Source organism: Actinomadura kijaniata NBRC 14229 (assembly GCF_001552175.1).
GTDB lineage: Bacteria > Actinomycetota > Actinomycetes > Streptosporangiales > Streptosporangiaceae > Spirillospora > Spirillospora kijaniata.
Map to the genome: position 1 here is coordinate 18,211 of NZ_BCQR01000025.1, position 13,543 is coordinate 31,753.

The window sequence follows — 13,543 nt, forward strand, 5'->3', positions numbered from 1 at the left end:
GAATCACGGCGGATGTCCGCGACAGTCGCTCTTCAGGAAGATCGTGGGTTCGTCACAGGTCAGCCCGCGCCGGGAACGCGCGGCCGGGACACCGACATGGGCGAGTTCGGCGGTCGTCGCCGAACCCGCCCGGCAGACCGTCACGTCCGCTGCGGCGTAGGCCGGGTCCGTCCGGTCGACGTGCTCGACGGCGGTCGCGACCGGGCCCGCGCCTGCCCCCACAAGGCGCCGATCCAGATCGCGGGTCCCTTCCCGACCCGATTTGGTAACGATCCTCCCGCCGCTTCTGTTCCTTCGGTCGCGGGTGAACCGGAAAGATTCCTAAGTGACGGCCGGATCGACTTTCGTCGCTACCGGGGCCGGGACCGCGCCCGCGACGATGACCGGCATGAACGACCCCAAGAGCTACGACATGATCTCGGGCGCGGCGCTGCTCGTCGGCTTCTGGGAGGGACTGGTGCCGTTCCCCGCCAAGGCGTTCGGCTGGACGCCGATCCGGGCGCTGCCCGTGCGGATGCCCGCCCCGGCCTGGTGGGTCGTCTCCGGCCTGGTCCTCGTCGTGGCGTTGCTGGTGGTGTGGCGGGTGGACGCGGCGAAGAAGGCGCGGTTCCCCGGCGGCTGAGGGGCCGGCGGCGCCGTCGGCCGGTTTCCGCGCAGGTCACCGGTAGCGTCGGAGGGGTGACGGAGGAAGTTCGGGTCCTGGTGGCCGACGACGAACCGGCCGTGCGGGAGACGGTCGGCGACACGCTGAGCCTGGACGGGTACGACATCCACACCGCCGCCGACGGGGCGGCCACCCTCCGGGCGGTGGCGGCGCTGCGGCCCGACGCGATCGTGCTGGACGTGCAGATGCCCGGCGCCGACGGTCTGGAGGTCGCCCGGACGCTGCGCGCCGACGGCGACCGCACGCCGGTCCTGATGCTGACCGCCCGCGACGCCGTCTCCGACCGGGTGGACGGGCTGGACGCGGGCGCCGACGACTACCTGGTCAAGCCGTTCGCGCCCGACGAGCTGCGGGCCCGGGTGCGGGCGCTGCTGCGCCGGGTGAACGCCGCCCCACCCGCCGGTCCGCTCGGCCACGCGGACCTGACGCTCGATCCCGACACGCGCGAGGGCGTGCGGGGCGGGCGGCGCGTCCGGTTCACCGAGACCGAGTTCGCCCTGCTGGAGCTGCTGGTCCGCAACGCCGGGCAGGTCCTCACCCGCGAAACGATCATGGATCGGGTCTGGGGCTACGACTTCGGGCCCGGCTCCAACTCCCTCGGCGTCTACGTCGGCTACCTGCGCCGCAAGCTGGAGGCCGGGGGCGAGCCCCGGCTGCTGCACACCGTCCGGGGGATCGGCTACGTCCTGAGGGCCGAATGAGGAGGCCGCCACCGGCCTGGGGGAGGCTGCCGCTGCGGGCGCGGCTGGCGGTGCTGACGGCCGCCGCCGTGGCCGTGTCGATCGCGGGGGCCACGTTCGTCGCCTACGCGGTGCTGGACCGCAGCACGCGCGCCGAGCTGGACCGCTCGCTGGCGCGGCAGGCCGCGCAGCTCGACCGGGAGATCCGGGCGAGCGACTGGGCGCGGACGGGGTCCTGCGAGTGGATCACCTCGCCGTGCGCGCAGATCGTGCGCCGGGACGGCGCCGTCGAGCCGGACGAGGCCGGGCTGCCGGTGACGCCGCGGGTGGTGCGGGTCGCGAACGGGAGCGGCCCGCCGTTCTACACCGACGCCGTGGCCGGCGGGCTGCCCGTGCGGATCTACACCGAGCCGCTGCCGTCCGGCGGGGCGCTGGAGGTCGGGGTCCGCGCCGACGGGGTGGAGCGCAACCTGCGCACCGCCCGGCTGGCGCTGCTGGCCACGGCGCTCGCCGGCGTCGGGGTGGCGGCGCTGCTGGGATACCTGGTGGCGCGGGGCGCGCTGCGGCCGGTGATCCGGCTGACGCGCGCCGCCGAGCGCATCACCGCGACCGGCGACCCGAGCCACCGCATGGCGGTCACCGGCGGCGACGAGCTGGCCCGGCTGGCGGCCAGCTTCAACGCGGCGCTGGCCGCGCTGGAGGAGTCGGTCACCGCCCAGCGGCGGCTGGTCGCGGACGCCTCGCACGAGCTGCGCACGCCGCTGACCAGCCTGCGGTCGGACGTCGAGCTGCTCGACCGGCTGCCGCCCGAGCGCCGCGAACGCGTGCTGGCCCGGCTGCGCGGCCAGCTCGCCGGGCTGACCGGCCTGGTCGGTGACCTCATCGAGCTGGCGCGCGGGGACGCGCCGGACGACCCCGTCGAGGACGTCCGGCTGGACGCGCTGGTCGCGCACTGCGTCGGCGGGGCGCGGGCGCGGTGGCCGGACGTCGCGTTCACCACGGACCTGGAGCCGCGGGTGGTCTCGGGGATGCCCCGCCGCCTCACCCGCGCGGTGACGAACCTGCTGGACAACGCGGCCAAGTTCGGCGGCGCGCACGGCCCGGTGGAGGTGGCCCTGCGCGGGGACGGGCTGACGGTGCGCGACCACGGGCCCGGCATCGACCCGGCGGACCTGCCGCACGTGTTCGACCGGTTCTACCGGTCGGCGGCGGCGCGGGGCCTGCCCGGATCGGGCCTGGGACTGGCGATCGTCGCGCAGGTGGCGGCCGAGCACGCCGCCGGGGTGTCCGCGGAGGCGGCCCCCGGCGGCGGCACGGTCGTCAGGCTGGCGTTCCCCCCGTCACCCGGCCTCCCGTGACCTGCTCCTCCGCGATCCGGGCCTGGGCGCGCCGCTCGGCGCGGTGGCCGAGCCGGGCCAGGCCCCGGGCGGCGGCGGGCACGATCCCCGCCAGCCGGCGGGCGACGCGGGACTCGGCCGTGACCGGCAGCACCGGGCGGTCGGCGCGGACGGCCCGCAGGATCGCGGCGGCGACGCGTTCGGGCGGGTAGCCGCGGCGGCCGAACGCCTGCGCCGCCTCCTCCCGCATCCGCCGCTCGACCTCCGGCGGCACCCCCAGGTACCGGGCGTTCCGGGTGATCGGCGTGTCGACCACGCCGGGGCAGACCGCGGTGACGCCGATGCCGTGGTCGGCCAGGTCCAGCCGCAGGCACTCGCTGAGCTGGAGCACGGCGGCCTTGGTGGCGGAGTAGGCGGGCAGCGCGGCGGTCGGCAGGTACGCGGCCATCGAGGACAGGTTGACCAGGTGGCCGCCCTCGCCCCGGTCGGCCATCTGCCTCCCGAACAGGCGGCAGCCCCGGTAGACGCCGTCGAGGTTGACCCCGACGATCCGCCGCCAGTCCTCCTCGGGCATGTCCAGCAGCGAGCCGGCGACGCCGATCCCGGCGTTGTTGACCACCACGTCGGGGACGCCGAACGTGTCGCGGACGTATTCGGCGAACCGCTCCATCGCGTCGGCGTCGGCCACGTCCACCCCGTACACGTACGCCTCGCCGCCCCGCACGCCGATCTCGTCGACGGTCCGCTTGGCCGCGGCCTCGTCGATGTCGGCGACCACGACCCGCGCGCCCTCGGCCGCGAACGCCTTCGCCGTCGCCCGCCCGATGCCGCTGCCCGCGCCGGTCACCACGGCCAGCCGCCCGCCGAACTCCCGGCCGGGCTCGCCCGCCGCCCGCGCGCGGGCCAGGTCGGCGGTCTCCGGGCCGCCCTCGACATGGTCGACGAACTCCACGATCCACCGCGCGACCTGGTCGGGGCGGGCGCGCGGCGACCAGTGCCCGGCGGCGATGCGGCGCGCGTACAGGCGTTCGGCCCGGCCCCGCGCCGACAGCAGCAGCCCCTCGGTCGCGGCCGGATCCCTGATCGGCGCGATGACCTGCACCGGGACGTCGGTGCGGCCGTCGCCGGGCGCGTCCTGGAGGCGGCGGAGGTTGGCGCGGTAGAGGCCGAGGCCGTTGCGCGCGTCGCGTTCCAGGGTGTCGGCCGGGTGGCCGGGGCGCGGCGTGACGCCCTCGGCGGGCAGCAGCGCGCGCTCGTACAGGCGCACGAAGACGCGGGCCATGGCCTCGCCGGAACGCGGCGAGGCGAACAGCGGGATGTAGGAGCTGCGGCGCATCTGCCCCAGCACCTCGGCGACCCCGTGCGGCCCGGACCGCAGTGCCTCGCGCGCCCACGGCAGCACGTGCTGCCGCGCGGGACCCGACAGGGACGTGAACGAGGCGATCCGGCCCCGGAGCCGGTCCCCGGTGACGGCCTCCCAGCCCTGCAACGACCCGAAGTCGTGCCCGACGAGATGGACGGGCGCGTCCCCGCCGACCGCGTCGAGCACGGCCTCCAGATCGCCGAGCAGCGCGTCCATGCCGTAGTCGCCGGGGTCGGAGGGCGCGGAGGACCGCCCGGCCCCGCGCACGTCGTAGGTGATGACGCGGTACCGCATGGCCAGCCGCTCGGCGACCTCGTCCCACATCGCGCCGGTGTCGGGGTACCCGTGGACGAGCACGACCGTCGGCCGGTGCCCCTCCCCGCGCTCCCGCACGGCCAGCTCGATCTCCCCCGACCTCACCCGGTGGTCACGCACGACGCTCACCTGCCCGCTTGAGGATGCTCCTTTCCTGCGAAACTACGCGCCCACGTGTTCCTGTCCAGGCCGCCCGCACCGGCTGACGCAGGAAGGTGCGGAACTTGGCGGGATCTTTCTCCTCGGGCCCGGTCAGGTGGATCCGGTGGCGGCGGCCGGTCCCGGCCAGGACGCGCCCCGTGGTCCCGGGGCGCCGCCCGGGTCGCTCACCGTTCCGCCACCTCGACCATGATCCGCGTGGCCAGCGCCTCGGCGGGCACCGACGCCGGATCGTCGAGATAGACCTCGCGCACCGGCCCGACCGGCGTGAACCCGTGCTCGCCGCACCACGCCAGCACCGCGTGCACCGTCAGCGGGATCTGCTCGTACGGGCCCAGGTGCACGGCCGCAGCGAAGCGCCCGCCGTCCAGCACCTCCGCGCCCGCGGGGTCCTCCACCGCGACCGTGACGGGGAACTCGTCCCGCATGTCCAGCGGGAACAGCCCGGCCATCAGCCCCGGCGGCGGCCCGTCGAGTGCCCGCGCCACGCACGCCGAGGTGACGGCCGCGACGCTCTCGGGCGTGGCGAGGTCGCGCACGGTCCGGACCCGCCGCGCGGGCTCCTCGCACAGCTCGACCCGCGGCGCGGGCAGCCCCTCGGCGAGCACCCGGTCCAGCGCCGCCAGCGCCCTGCGCCGCCGCGCGAGTTCGGCCTCCATCCGGTCCCGCGCCTGCCGGAGGGCGTCCGCGGCCTCCCCCTCCAGCACCCGCGCGACCACCGGCAGCGGCACGTCCAGCGACCGCAGCAGCCCGATGACGAACGCGTCCCGTGCCTGCTCGCGCCGGTAGTACCGGTAGCCCGACGCCGCGTCCACCCGGGCGGGGCGGAGCAGCCCGATCTCGTCGTAGTGCCGCAGCCGCTTGACGCTCAGCCGGCACAGCCGGGCGAACCGCCCGATCGGCAGCAGTTCCTCGTCCACGCGTCAGGCGGGCCGGGCGGTCAGGCCCGTGCAGCGGCGGAGCGAGTGCCAGCGCCTGCTCTCGGCCGCCGCCGCCGCGCCGGTCAGCAGGCGCGGCAGGCCGCCGGAGATGCGGGCGGGCTTCCAGCGGTCGGCGACGACCTTCCCGTTGTCGATCTTCAGGACGAGGACGCCGGAGTTCGCCGTCGCGCCGTTGGCGGAGTAGAAGACGAAGTTGCCCAGGCCGTAGTGGACGTACTTGTCGCCGAGGTAGCCGCCGCCCAGCGGGATGTGGGCGTGGCCGCCGACGACGACGTCCGCGCCCGCCTCGGTCAGCCGGCGGGCCAGGTCCTTCTGGCGCGGCAGGGGGCAGGGGCTCATCTCCTGGCCCCAGTGCAGGTGCACGATCACCACGTCGGAGTCCTTGCGGGCCTCGCGGACCGCCCGCACCATCCGGGGGACGTCCTTGGCCGAGGCCAGGCCGCCCTTGGTGTCGGTCGCGGTCCACGCCGAGATCAGGTGGTCGTCCAGGACCTGGGTCGCGCCGACGACCGCGACCTTGTTGCCCTTCACGGTGAAGCGGTGCGCGCGGTACGCCTCGTCGGCGTTCCGGCCGATGCCCACGGTCGGGAAGCCGGTCCTCCTGATGGCCTTCAGCGAGTCGCGCAGGCCGGAGTCCATGAAGTCCATGCCGTGGTTGTTGGCCATGGAGGTGATGTCCACCCCGCCGGCCTTGAGCGCGGTGAACGCCGACGCCGGGGCGCGGAACGTGAACTCCTTGCCGGGCGCGGGCGTGCCGCCGGTCGTGATCGCCGTCTCCAGGTTCACCATCGCCAGGTCGGCGGACTTCAGGGTCCGGGCGATCGGGCCGAGCGCGGTCGCCGGGCTGGCCAGCCGCGCCCGCAGCTGGCCCTCGAAGTGGGTGTCGCCGCCGAACGCGATCGTGAACGGCTGTTTCGGCTGCGCGGCGGCCTTCGGCTGGTCGGCGGGCCGCTGGGACGACGTCGCCTGCGGCGTTCCCTTGTCCGCGGGGTCCTCGGTGCCGTCGCAGGCCGTGGCGGCCAGAGCGAACACCCCGGCCAGGGCCGTCGCGGCGATCACGTTCCGGTGCATGACGCCCCTCCTTGATCGGCTCGGCGACAGCATGGCACGCGTCGCCGACGGTCTCGTCCGGAACCGCCGTCGATCGGCCCGGAGCGGGGTGTTCCTTGGGAACCGCCTGGCCGTGCCGTCCGGGGAACGGCCGGTCACGCCGGAGCGGCCGCGACGTCGGCGCAGCTCCGCAAACCCTCCCATTGTGCCCGCGCCTGCCGGGCCTCCGCAGCCGAAAGCGGCTGCGGGACGCCGCCGTTGATGTGGGCGGGCGTCCAGTCGGCCCGGCTGACCCGCGAGGGCTTGCCCTTCGGGTCGAACGTCAGCGTCAGCACCCCGGTGCGGCCGGTGCGCGGGCCGGAGTTGTAGAAGACGAAGTTGCCCAGGCCGTAGTGGACGTACCGGCCCTTGAGCCAGCCGCCCGCCTGGAGCACGTGGGCGTGGCTGCCGACGACCGCGTCGGCCCCGGCGTCGGCGAGCTGCGCGGCGAGCTGGCGCTGCACGGGGGTGGGGCACTGGTTGAGCTCCTGCCCCCAGTGCAGGTTGACGATCACGAAATCGGCCTTCTTCCGGGCGGCGCGCACCTCCTGGACCAGCCGCGGGGCGTCCTTGGCGGAGGCGAGCCCGGCCTTGGCGTCGGTGGCGGTCCACTGGGTGATCAGGTGGTCGTCGAGGACCTGGGTCGCGCCGATGATCGCGACCTTGTTGCCCTTCACGGTGACGACGTGCGGCCGGTACGCCTCGGCCGCGTTGCCGCCGATGCCCACCACGGGGAAGCCGGACCGCCGCGCTGCGTCGAGGGAGTCGCGCAGGCCGGTCTCGCCGTAGTCCATGCCGTGGTTGTTGGCCATGGTGGCGACGTCCACCCCGGCCGACCGCAGCGCACGGAACGCGGCGGACGGCGCGCGGAAGACGTACTGCTTCGGTGCGGGCGTGCCGCCGTCGGTGACCGCCGTCTCCAGGTTCACCATCGCCAGGTCGGCGGGCTTCAGGTGCTCGGCGATCGGGCCGAGGGCCGTGTCGGGCGAGGTCGCCAGGCGGTTGGCGAGGGAACCGGCGAAGTGGACGTCCCCGCCGAACGCGACCGTGAACGGCTTCCCCTCCGCCTTCGGGCCGACGCCCTCGCCGCAGCCGACCAGTGAGGCCGCGACCAGCGCCACCCCCGCTCCCAGTGCGGTGAACCGCCCCGTGTGCCGTCCGAACCCCACCGCTACCTCCTGGTTTGTACGTCCCGACCGCTTGGATGCCGGCGGACGGAAGGAGGTTCGGGGCCGCCGTGACCCTCCTCTCATACTTGAGCCACTCGCTAACTTGAATCATTCAGGTTTAGCGGGATACGGTGGTCCCATGACCCCGGACCCGACCGCCCCCGCCGACGCCCTGCGCGGGGCCGGCCTGCGGGTGACGGCGGCCCGGGTCGCGATCCTGGAGACCGTCCGCGCCGGAGACCACCTCGGCGTCGAGGCGATCACCGAGGGAACGCGCGGACGCGTCGGCCACGTCTCGACGCAGGCCGTCTACGAGGCCCTGCACGCGCTGACCGCCGCCGGGCTGGTCCGCCGCGTCGAGCCCGCGGGCGGCCCCGCCCGGTTCGAGGGCCGCGTCGGCGACAACCACCACCACCTGGTGTGCCGCCGGTGCGGAGCGATCGAGGACGTCGACTGCGTCCGGGGCCGGGCCCCCTGCCTGGACCCCGCCGACGACGCCGGGTTCCGGGTCGACGAGGCCGACGTCACCTTCTGGGGCCTGTGCCCCGCGTGCCGCGCGGACACGTCCGCATCCGGTTGACCCGGTCCCCGCCCACCAGAGGAGAAACCGCGACCATGTCCGAACGCCCCACCGCCACCACCGACGCCGGCAGCCCGGCCCCCAGCCTGGAGCACTCGCAGTCGGTGGGCCCCAACGGCCCGCTGCTGCTCCAGGACCACTACCTCATCCAGAAGATGGCGCACTTCAACCGCGAGCGCGTGCCCGAACGGGTCGTGCACGCCAAGGGCGGCGGCGCCTACGGCGTCCTGGAGATCACCGAGGACGTCAGCCAGTTCACCAAGGCCAAGCTGTTCCAGAAGGGCGCGCGCACCGAGTCGCTGGTGCGCTTCTCCACCGTCGCGGGCGAGCTCGGCAGCGCCGACACCGCGCGCGATCCCCGCGGGTTCGCGGTGAAGTTCTACACCGAGGACGGCAACTACGACATCGTCGGCAACAACACGCCGATCTTCTTCATCCGGGACCCGCAGAAGTTCTCCGACTTCATCCACTCCCAGAAGCGCCGCCCCGACAACCACCTGCGCGACCACAACATGCAGTGGGACTTCTGGACCCTGTCGCCGGAGTCGGCGCACCAGGTGACGTTCCTGATGACCGACCGCGGCACCCCCGCCTCGTGGCGGCACATGCACGGCTTCGGCTCGCACACGTTCCTCTGGTACAACGCCGCCGGCGAGAAGTTCTGGGTGAAGTACCACTTCAAGACCGACCAGGGCATCCGCAACTTCACCGCCGCCGAGGCCGCGGCGGCCCAGGTCGCCGACCCGGACCTGCACATCCGCGACCTGTACGAGGCCATCCGGCGCGGCGAGAATCCGTCCTGGACCGTGAACGTGCAGATCATGCCGTTCGAGGAGGCCGCGGACTACCGGTTCAACCCGTTCGACCTGACCAAGGTGTGGCCGCACGCCGACTACCCCGAGATCACGATCGGGAAGTGGACCCTCAACCGCAACCCGGAGAACTACTTCGCCGAGATCGAGCAGGCGTCGTTCGAGCCGTCCAGCTTCGTGCCGGGCATCGGCCCCTCCCCCGACAAGATGCTCCAGGGCCGGCTGTTCTCCTACCCCGACGCCCACCGCTACCGGATCGGCCCGAACTACCTCCAGCTCCCGGTCAACCAGCCGAAGGCGCCGGTCCACTCCTACAACTTCGACGGCCCGATGACCTACCGGAACCCGGCCGGCCCGGTGTACGCGCCGAACACGGTCGGCGGCCCGGTCGCGGCCGGCCCGGACGTGTGGAGGGGCGAGGAGTACGAGCTCGCGGGCGAGATCGTCCGCAGCGCCTACCACCCGCACCGCGAGGACGACGACTTCTCCCAGCCGCGCGCGCTGTGGGAGCGGGTCCTGTCCGACACCGACCGCGCCCACCTGGTCGACAACGTCGTCGGCCACGCGAGCGCCCCCGAGGTGACCGACGACATGAAGAAGCGCGTCGTCGAGTACTGGCGCAACATCCACAAGGACCTCGGCGACCGGGTCGCCCAGGGCCTGAACGTCAACGACGCCTGAACCTGTCCGAACGGGGCGTTCCGCATCTGGCGGGGCGCCCCGTTCGGTCGCTACGGTGCGGCGTCATGTTGCGATTCGACACGGCGGGCTGGCGCGAGGTGGCGCCCGGCACGTTCCACAACGACGACGGGGACGGCCTCGGCCTGTACGGGTTCGACCTTCCGCCGGACCTGCCCGCCCCGCTGGAGGACCAGGACCGGCTGCGCCGCGCCACCGCCGCGCACGTCGCGGCGTCCGGCGGCGGCCTGGTCGAGCTCGACGTGATCGGGCTGGACGGGCTGGCGGCCGTCGCGCAGATCGTCAAGATGCGGATCCCGGACCAGCCGACGGGCGTGGTCTACCTGGGTTCGTTCACGGTCCCCCGCGCCGACCGCAGCCTCGTGCTGAAGGTGCAGTGCATGGAACGCGGGGTCACCGGCATGCGCGACAGCGTGGTCATGAACCGCTTCATGGCCGAGCACGGCCAGGGCCGCCCGCTGGACGAGGTCATGCGGATGTGGGCGCGGCACCCCTACGACCCGACGATCCAGGGCGGTCTCCCCCGCAACTGGTCGGAGGAGCCGGGCTGGGACCCCCACTTCCCGGACCATCCGCTGTCCCGGGCCCGCCGCATCATGCACGCGGTGGCCCCGACCATCGAGATCCCCCCCGACTTCAAGGCCGCCCCGCCGTTCCGCGGCTGACCCGCCACGGAACGGGGGCCGGTCACAGCGGGACGCGCATGCCGTCGTCGCCGACGATCACGCGGCCGTCGTAGCCCCGGCCCGCCTGGACCTTCCAGACGGCGTCGGGGACCATCCGCCGGTCGCCCGGGGCCAGATGGCTCAGCACGAGCCGCTCGACCCCGGCCTCCTGCGCGACCTCCCGGCCCACCCGGGCGACGTCGGAGTGGCTGTTCTCGTGGTGCCTGACCTGGTCGGGGCTCAGGTTCCCGGCGATCCGGACCAGGCGCATCGCGATGACCTCGTGGACCAGGACGTCGGCGCCCCGCGCCAGCGTCACGACGTTCGGGGTGATGGTGGTGTCGCCGCTGAACACCACCGACCCGTGCTCGGTGTCGAAGCGGAACGCGAACGACGGGAACACCGGCGGGTGCTCGACGAGGATCGCGCTGACCTTCACGTTGTCGTCCGACATCACGGGGAACGGCCGCATCGGCGGGGCCATCGGCCCGTGGGGGCCCGCCCCGACCGGCGGCACGGCGATGTCGTGGGTGCGGACCAGGCCGCGGATGTCGGGCCAGCCCTCGTCGCGCATGCGCAGGTTGAGGTCGTAGGCGGTGCCGGCCATCTGCGCGTTGACCAGGTCGGTCAGGCCCGGGGTGGGGTTCGCCGGGTTGACCACCGGGCGCGGCCGGTCCGTCCGCGGCAGGGCCCCGGCGCGGCCGGGGCCGTAGATGTGGAGCGGGTGGGTCATCGGCTTGATCCCGCCGAACCGCAGGAACGGCAGCGTGTACAGGTCGGCGATGTGGTCCGAGTGCAGGTGGGTGATGAAGACGGCGTCCAGGTCGGCGATCCGCAACCCGGCGCGCTCGAACCCGTCGAACGCCCCGTGCCCCAGATCGACCACGTAGACGCGCCCGTTGACGACGAGCGCCGAGGAGATCCCGGCGCGCCCGGCCATCGGCACCGGCCCGGCGGCGGTGCCGATCAGGACCAGCTCGGCGCGGTTCCGGCCGATCAGGGGCGTTCCGGCGGGAACGAGGTCCTCGGCGGCCCGGGAGGACGCGGCCATGCCGACGAGCGGCGCCGCGACGGCCGCGCCCATGGCGGTGCGCAGCAGCCGCCGGCGCCCGAGGCGGGGCTTGGGATCGGCGTTCCGCGGGGGTTCGGCGGGGTTCTGGTTCATGGACGGCCCTTCGGAGTCGGGGCGGCGGGTGTCGGAACGGAGGGACACGACCGCGCGAGCGATCTCGCGCGCCATCAGAACTGATTAGATCATCAGTTTTGATGATTCGCTACAACCATCGGGCGATCGGTACCCGTCCCGGCTCCGGAGGTGAGGGGGGCGTCAGCGCCGAGGTCGCCTAGGATCCGGCCATGACCTCGACCGACCCCGAACCGTCCGCCGGGCGGCCCTCCCGGACGGACCGCCGCAAGGCGCGCACCCGGCAGGCCCTGATCGACGCCGCCCGCGCCGTCCTCGCCGAACGCGGCACGGCCGAGGTCAGCATCCAGCAGATCACCGACGCCGCCGACGTCGGCTTCGGCTCCTTCTACAACCACTTCGGCGGCAAGGACGAGCTGTTCCAGGCCGCGGTCGCCGACGTGCTGGAGGAGCACGGCCGGCTGCTGGACGAGCTCACCGCCGACCTCGACGACCCCGCCGAGGTGTTCGCCGCGTCATGGCGGCTGACCGGGCGGCTCGTCCACACCCACCCGCAGGTGGCCCGCGTCCTCGCCCGCCTGGGGCTGTCCTACCTGGACTCCGACCAGGGCCTCGCGCCGCGCGCGCTGCGCGACATCCGCCGCGCCGTCGACGCCGGGCGCTTCCGGATCGACAACCCCCACGTCGCCCTGGCGGGCGCGGCCGGTTCGCTGCTGGGGCTGCTGCACCTGTGGCTGGTGCGGCCCGACCTGATCGACGAGGCCGCCTGCGACGAGCTCGCGGAACACGTCCTGCGGATGTTCGGCCTGAGCCACGCGTCCGCCCGCGAGATCGCCCACCGCCCCCTTCCGGGGGCGTGAGGCGTCACTCGGCGCGGGTGCGGGCCTGCTCCAGGGCGGCGGGCCACTGCTGCCCGGGGGCCAGTTCGTAGGGCGGGGTCTCCCGTTCCCCGGCCTCGGCCGACCCGGGGCGGGGGCGCGGGACCGCGGCGGTCTTCTCCAGGCCCCGCGTGAACGCCTTCGTCACCGACTCCAGGGCCGAGGTCACCTCGCTCGGGATCACCCAGAACGTGTTCCCCTCGCCCTGCGCCAGCTTCGGGAGGGTCTGGAGGTACTGGTAGGCGAGGAGCTTGGGATCGGGGTCGGCCTCGTGGACGGCGGTGAAGACCTGGTCGATCGCGGTGGCCTGGCCCTGGGCCTCCAGGATCGTGGCCTGGCGGGCGCCCTCGGCGCGCAGGATCGCCGCCTGCTTCTCGCCCTCGGCGGTGAGGATCGCCGACTGCCGGTCGCCTTCGGCGCGCAGGATCGCGGCGCGCTTCTCGCGTTCGGCGCGCATCTGCTTCTCCATCGCGTCCTTGATGGACGGCGGCGGCTCGATCGCCTTGATCTCCACGCGGGTGACGCGAATGCCCCACTTGCCGGAGGCGTCGTCGAGGACGCCGCGCAGCGCGGTGTTGATGCGGTCGCGGGAGGTGAGGGTGGCCTCCAGGTCCAGGGTGCCGATCACGTTGCGCAGGGTGGTGGCGGTGAGCTGCTCGATCGCCTTGATGTAGTCGACGATCTCGTAGTCGGCGGCGCGCGGGTCGGTGACCTGGAAGAACAGCACGGTGTCGATATGGACGACGACGTTGTCCTCGGTGATCACCGGCTGCGCCTTGAACGACACCACCTGCTCGCGCAGGTCGATCAGCGGTTTCACGCGGTCCACGAACGGCACCACGAAGCTGATGCCGGGCTGGAGCGTGCGGTGGTAGCGGCCGAGGCGCTCGACGTTGCGGGCGCGGGCCTGCGGGATGATCCACACGGTGCGGGCCACGGCGGTCACGAGGACCGCGAGCCCGGCGAGCAGTGCGATCAACAGGGCGAGGGCGAGTTCGGTCATGGCGCCGCCTGGTCTGGACTGAGGAGCGTGAAGATCGGGAGCTTG

14 protein-coding genes are annotated in these 13,543 nt (G+C 73.9%); 7 read left to right on the plus strand and 7 right to left on the minus strand.

The features are described from left to right. Window positions 1-3: 3 nt before the first annotated feature. Window positions 4-273 carry a glycosyltransferase gene (locus AKI01S_RS09375; RefSeq protein WP_083999223.1) on the minus strand — a complete coding sequence of 90 codons (270 nt, stop codon included), beginning with the start codon at window positions 271-273 and terminating at the stop codon, window positions 4-6. Window positions 274-388: 115 nt separating this feature from the next. On the opposite strand from AKI01S_RS09375, the gene AKI01S_RS09380 reads away from it, so the two are divergent. From AKI01S_RS09380 to AKI01S_RS09390, 3 genes are read left to right on the plus strand one after another with little or no spacing between them, the layout of a single operon-like run. Beyond that, entirely contained in the window at window positions 389-622 is a 234-nt protein-coding gene (locus AKI01S_RS09380) for a hypothetical protein (RefSeq protein ID WP_067814005.1), read from the plus strand. Window positions 623-678: 56 nt separating this feature from the next. Further along, entirely contained in the window at window positions 679-1,365 is a 687-nt protein-coding gene (locus tag AKI01S_RS09385; protein WP_067814007.1) for a response regulator transcription factor, read from the plus strand. Further along, window positions 1,362-2,702 (plus strand): HAMP domain-containing sensor histidine kinase, encoded by a 1,341-nt coding sequence (locus tag AKI01S_RS09390; RefSeq protein ID WP_067814010.1) that lies wholly within the window; start codon window positions 1,362-1,364, stop codon window positions 2,700-2,702. Before AKI01S_RS09385 ends, AKI01S_RS09390 begins: the two co-directional genes overlap by 4 nt. Here AKI01S_RS09390 and AKI01S_RS09395 read toward each other — a convergent pair. The 4 genes from AKI01S_RS09395 to AKI01S_RS09410 form a co-directional block, all read right to left on the minus strand. Then, window positions 2,665-4,488: an SDR family oxidoreductase gene (locus tag AKI01S_RS09395; RefSeq protein WP_083999224.1), complete on the minus strand. Its 1,824-nt coding sequence runs from the start codon at window positions 4,486-4,488 to the stop codon at window positions 2,665-2,667. The two genes, AKI01S_RS09390 and AKI01S_RS09395, sit on opposite strands and share 38 nt — an antisense overlap. Before the next feature lie 197 nt (window positions 4,489-4,685). Beyond that, entirely contained in the window at window positions 4,686-5,438 is a 753-nt protein-coding gene (locus tag AKI01S_RS09400) for a MerR family transcriptional regulator (protein WP_067814012.1), read from the minus strand. Window positions 5,439-5,441: 3 nt separating this feature from the next. Next, the gene (locus AKI01S_RS09405; protein ID WP_067814014.1) at window positions 5,442-6,530 is read right to left on the minus strand and encodes a CapA family protein; all 1,089 of its coding nucleotides are present in this window, start codon (window positions 6,528-6,530) and stop codon (window positions 5,442-5,444) included. Window positions 6,531-6,664: 134 nt separating this feature from the next. Continuing rightward, window positions 6,665-7,717, minus strand: a complete 1,053-nt coding sequence (locus tag AKI01S_RS09410) for a CapA family protein (RefSeq protein ID WP_067814016.1) — start codon at window positions 7,715-7,717, stop codon at window positions 6,665-6,667. A 139-nt stretch (window positions 7,718-7,856) separates the two neighbouring features. On the opposite strand from AKI01S_RS09410, the gene AKI01S_RS09415 reads away from it, so the two are divergent. From AKI01S_RS09415 to AKI01S_RS09425, 3 genes are all read left to right on the plus strand, one after another. Continuing rightward, window positions 7,857-8,297, plus strand: a complete 441-nt coding sequence (locus AKI01S_RS09415) for a Fur family transcriptional regulator (RefSeq protein WP_067814019.1) — start codon at window positions 7,857-7,859, stop codon at window positions 8,295-8,297. Window positions 8,298-8,332: 35 nt separating this feature from the next. Further along, window positions 8,333-9,790, plus strand: coding sequence for a catalase (locus AKI01S_RS09420; protein WP_067814020.1), 1,458 nt, complete (start codon window positions 8,333-8,335; stop codon window positions 9,788-9,790). Window positions 9,791-9,855: 65 nt separating this feature from the next. After that, window positions 9,856-10,473, plus strand: a complete 618-nt coding sequence (locus AKI01S_RS09425; RefSeq protein WP_067814022.1) for a hypothetical protein — start codon at window positions 9,856-9,858, stop codon at window positions 10,471-10,473. A gap of 22 nt (window positions 10,474-10,495) precedes the next feature. Here AKI01S_RS09425 and AKI01S_RS09430 read toward each other — a convergent pair whose 3' ends face one another. Further along, window positions 10,496-11,638, minus strand: a complete 1,143-nt coding sequence (locus AKI01S_RS09430) for an MBL fold metallo-hydrolase (RefSeq protein ID WP_169813933.1) — start codon at window positions 11,636-11,638, stop codon at window positions 10,496-10,498. A 191-nt stretch (window positions 11,639-11,829) separates the two neighbouring features. Here AKI01S_RS09430 and AKI01S_RS09435 point away from each other — a divergent pair, with 191 nt between their 5' ends. Continuing rightward, window positions 11,830-12,477, plus strand: a complete 648-nt coding sequence (locus AKI01S_RS09435) for a TetR/AcrR family transcriptional regulator (protein WP_067814024.1) — start codon at window positions 11,830-11,832, stop codon at window positions 12,475-12,477. A gap of 4 nt (window positions 12,478-12,481) precedes the next feature. On the opposite strand, the gene AKI01S_RS09440 is transcribed toward AKI01S_RS09435, so the two are convergent. After that, entirely contained in the window at window positions 12,482-13,498 is a 1,017-nt protein-coding gene (locus AKI01S_RS09440) for an SPFH domain-containing protein (RefSeq protein ID WP_083999230.1), read from the minus strand. Window positions 13,499-13,543: the final 45 nt, after the last annotated feature.

What these genes read in the sequence shown, in the direction of transcription:
- AKI01S_RS09380 (WP_067814005.1), top strand. Translation starts at nt 389, where the DNA reads ATGAACGACCCCAAGAGCTACGACATGATCTCGGGCGCGGCGCTGCTC.
- AKI01S_RS09420 (WP_067814020.1), top strand. Translation starts at nt 8,333, where the DNA reads ATGTCCGAACGCCCCACCGCCACCACCGACGCCGGCAGCCCGGCCCCC.
- AKI01S_RS09415 (WP_067814019.1), top strand. Translation starts at nt 7,857, where the DNA reads ATGACCCCGGACCCGACCGCCCCCGCCGACGCCCTGCGCGGGGCCGGC.
- AKI01S_RS09440 (WP_083999230.1), bottom strand. Translation starts at nt 13,498, where the DNA reads ATGACCGAACTCGCCCTCGCCCTGTTGATCGCACTGCTCGCCGGGCTC.
- AKI01S_RS09405 (WP_067814014.1), bottom strand. Translation starts at nt 6,530, where the DNA reads ATGCACCGGAACGTGATCGCCGCGACGGCCCTGGCCGGGGTGTTCGCT.
- AKI01S_RS09435 (WP_067814024.1), top strand. Translation starts at nt 11,830, where the DNA reads ATGACCTCGACCGACCCCGAACCGTCCGCCGGGCGGCCCTCCCGGACG.
- AKI01S_RS09425 (WP_067814022.1), top strand. Translation starts at nt 9,856, where the DNA reads ATGTTGCGATTCGACACGGCGGGCTGGCGCGAGGTGGCGCCCGGCACG.
- AKI01S_RS09390 (WP_067814010.1), top strand. Translation starts at nt 1,362, where the DNA reads ATGAGGAGGCCGCCACCGGCCTGGGGGAGGCTGCCGCTGCGGGCGCGG.
- AKI01S_RS09430 (WP_169813933.1), bottom strand. Translation starts at nt 11,638, where the DNA reads ATGAACCAGAACCCCGCCGAACCCCCGCGGAACGCCGATCCCAAGCCC.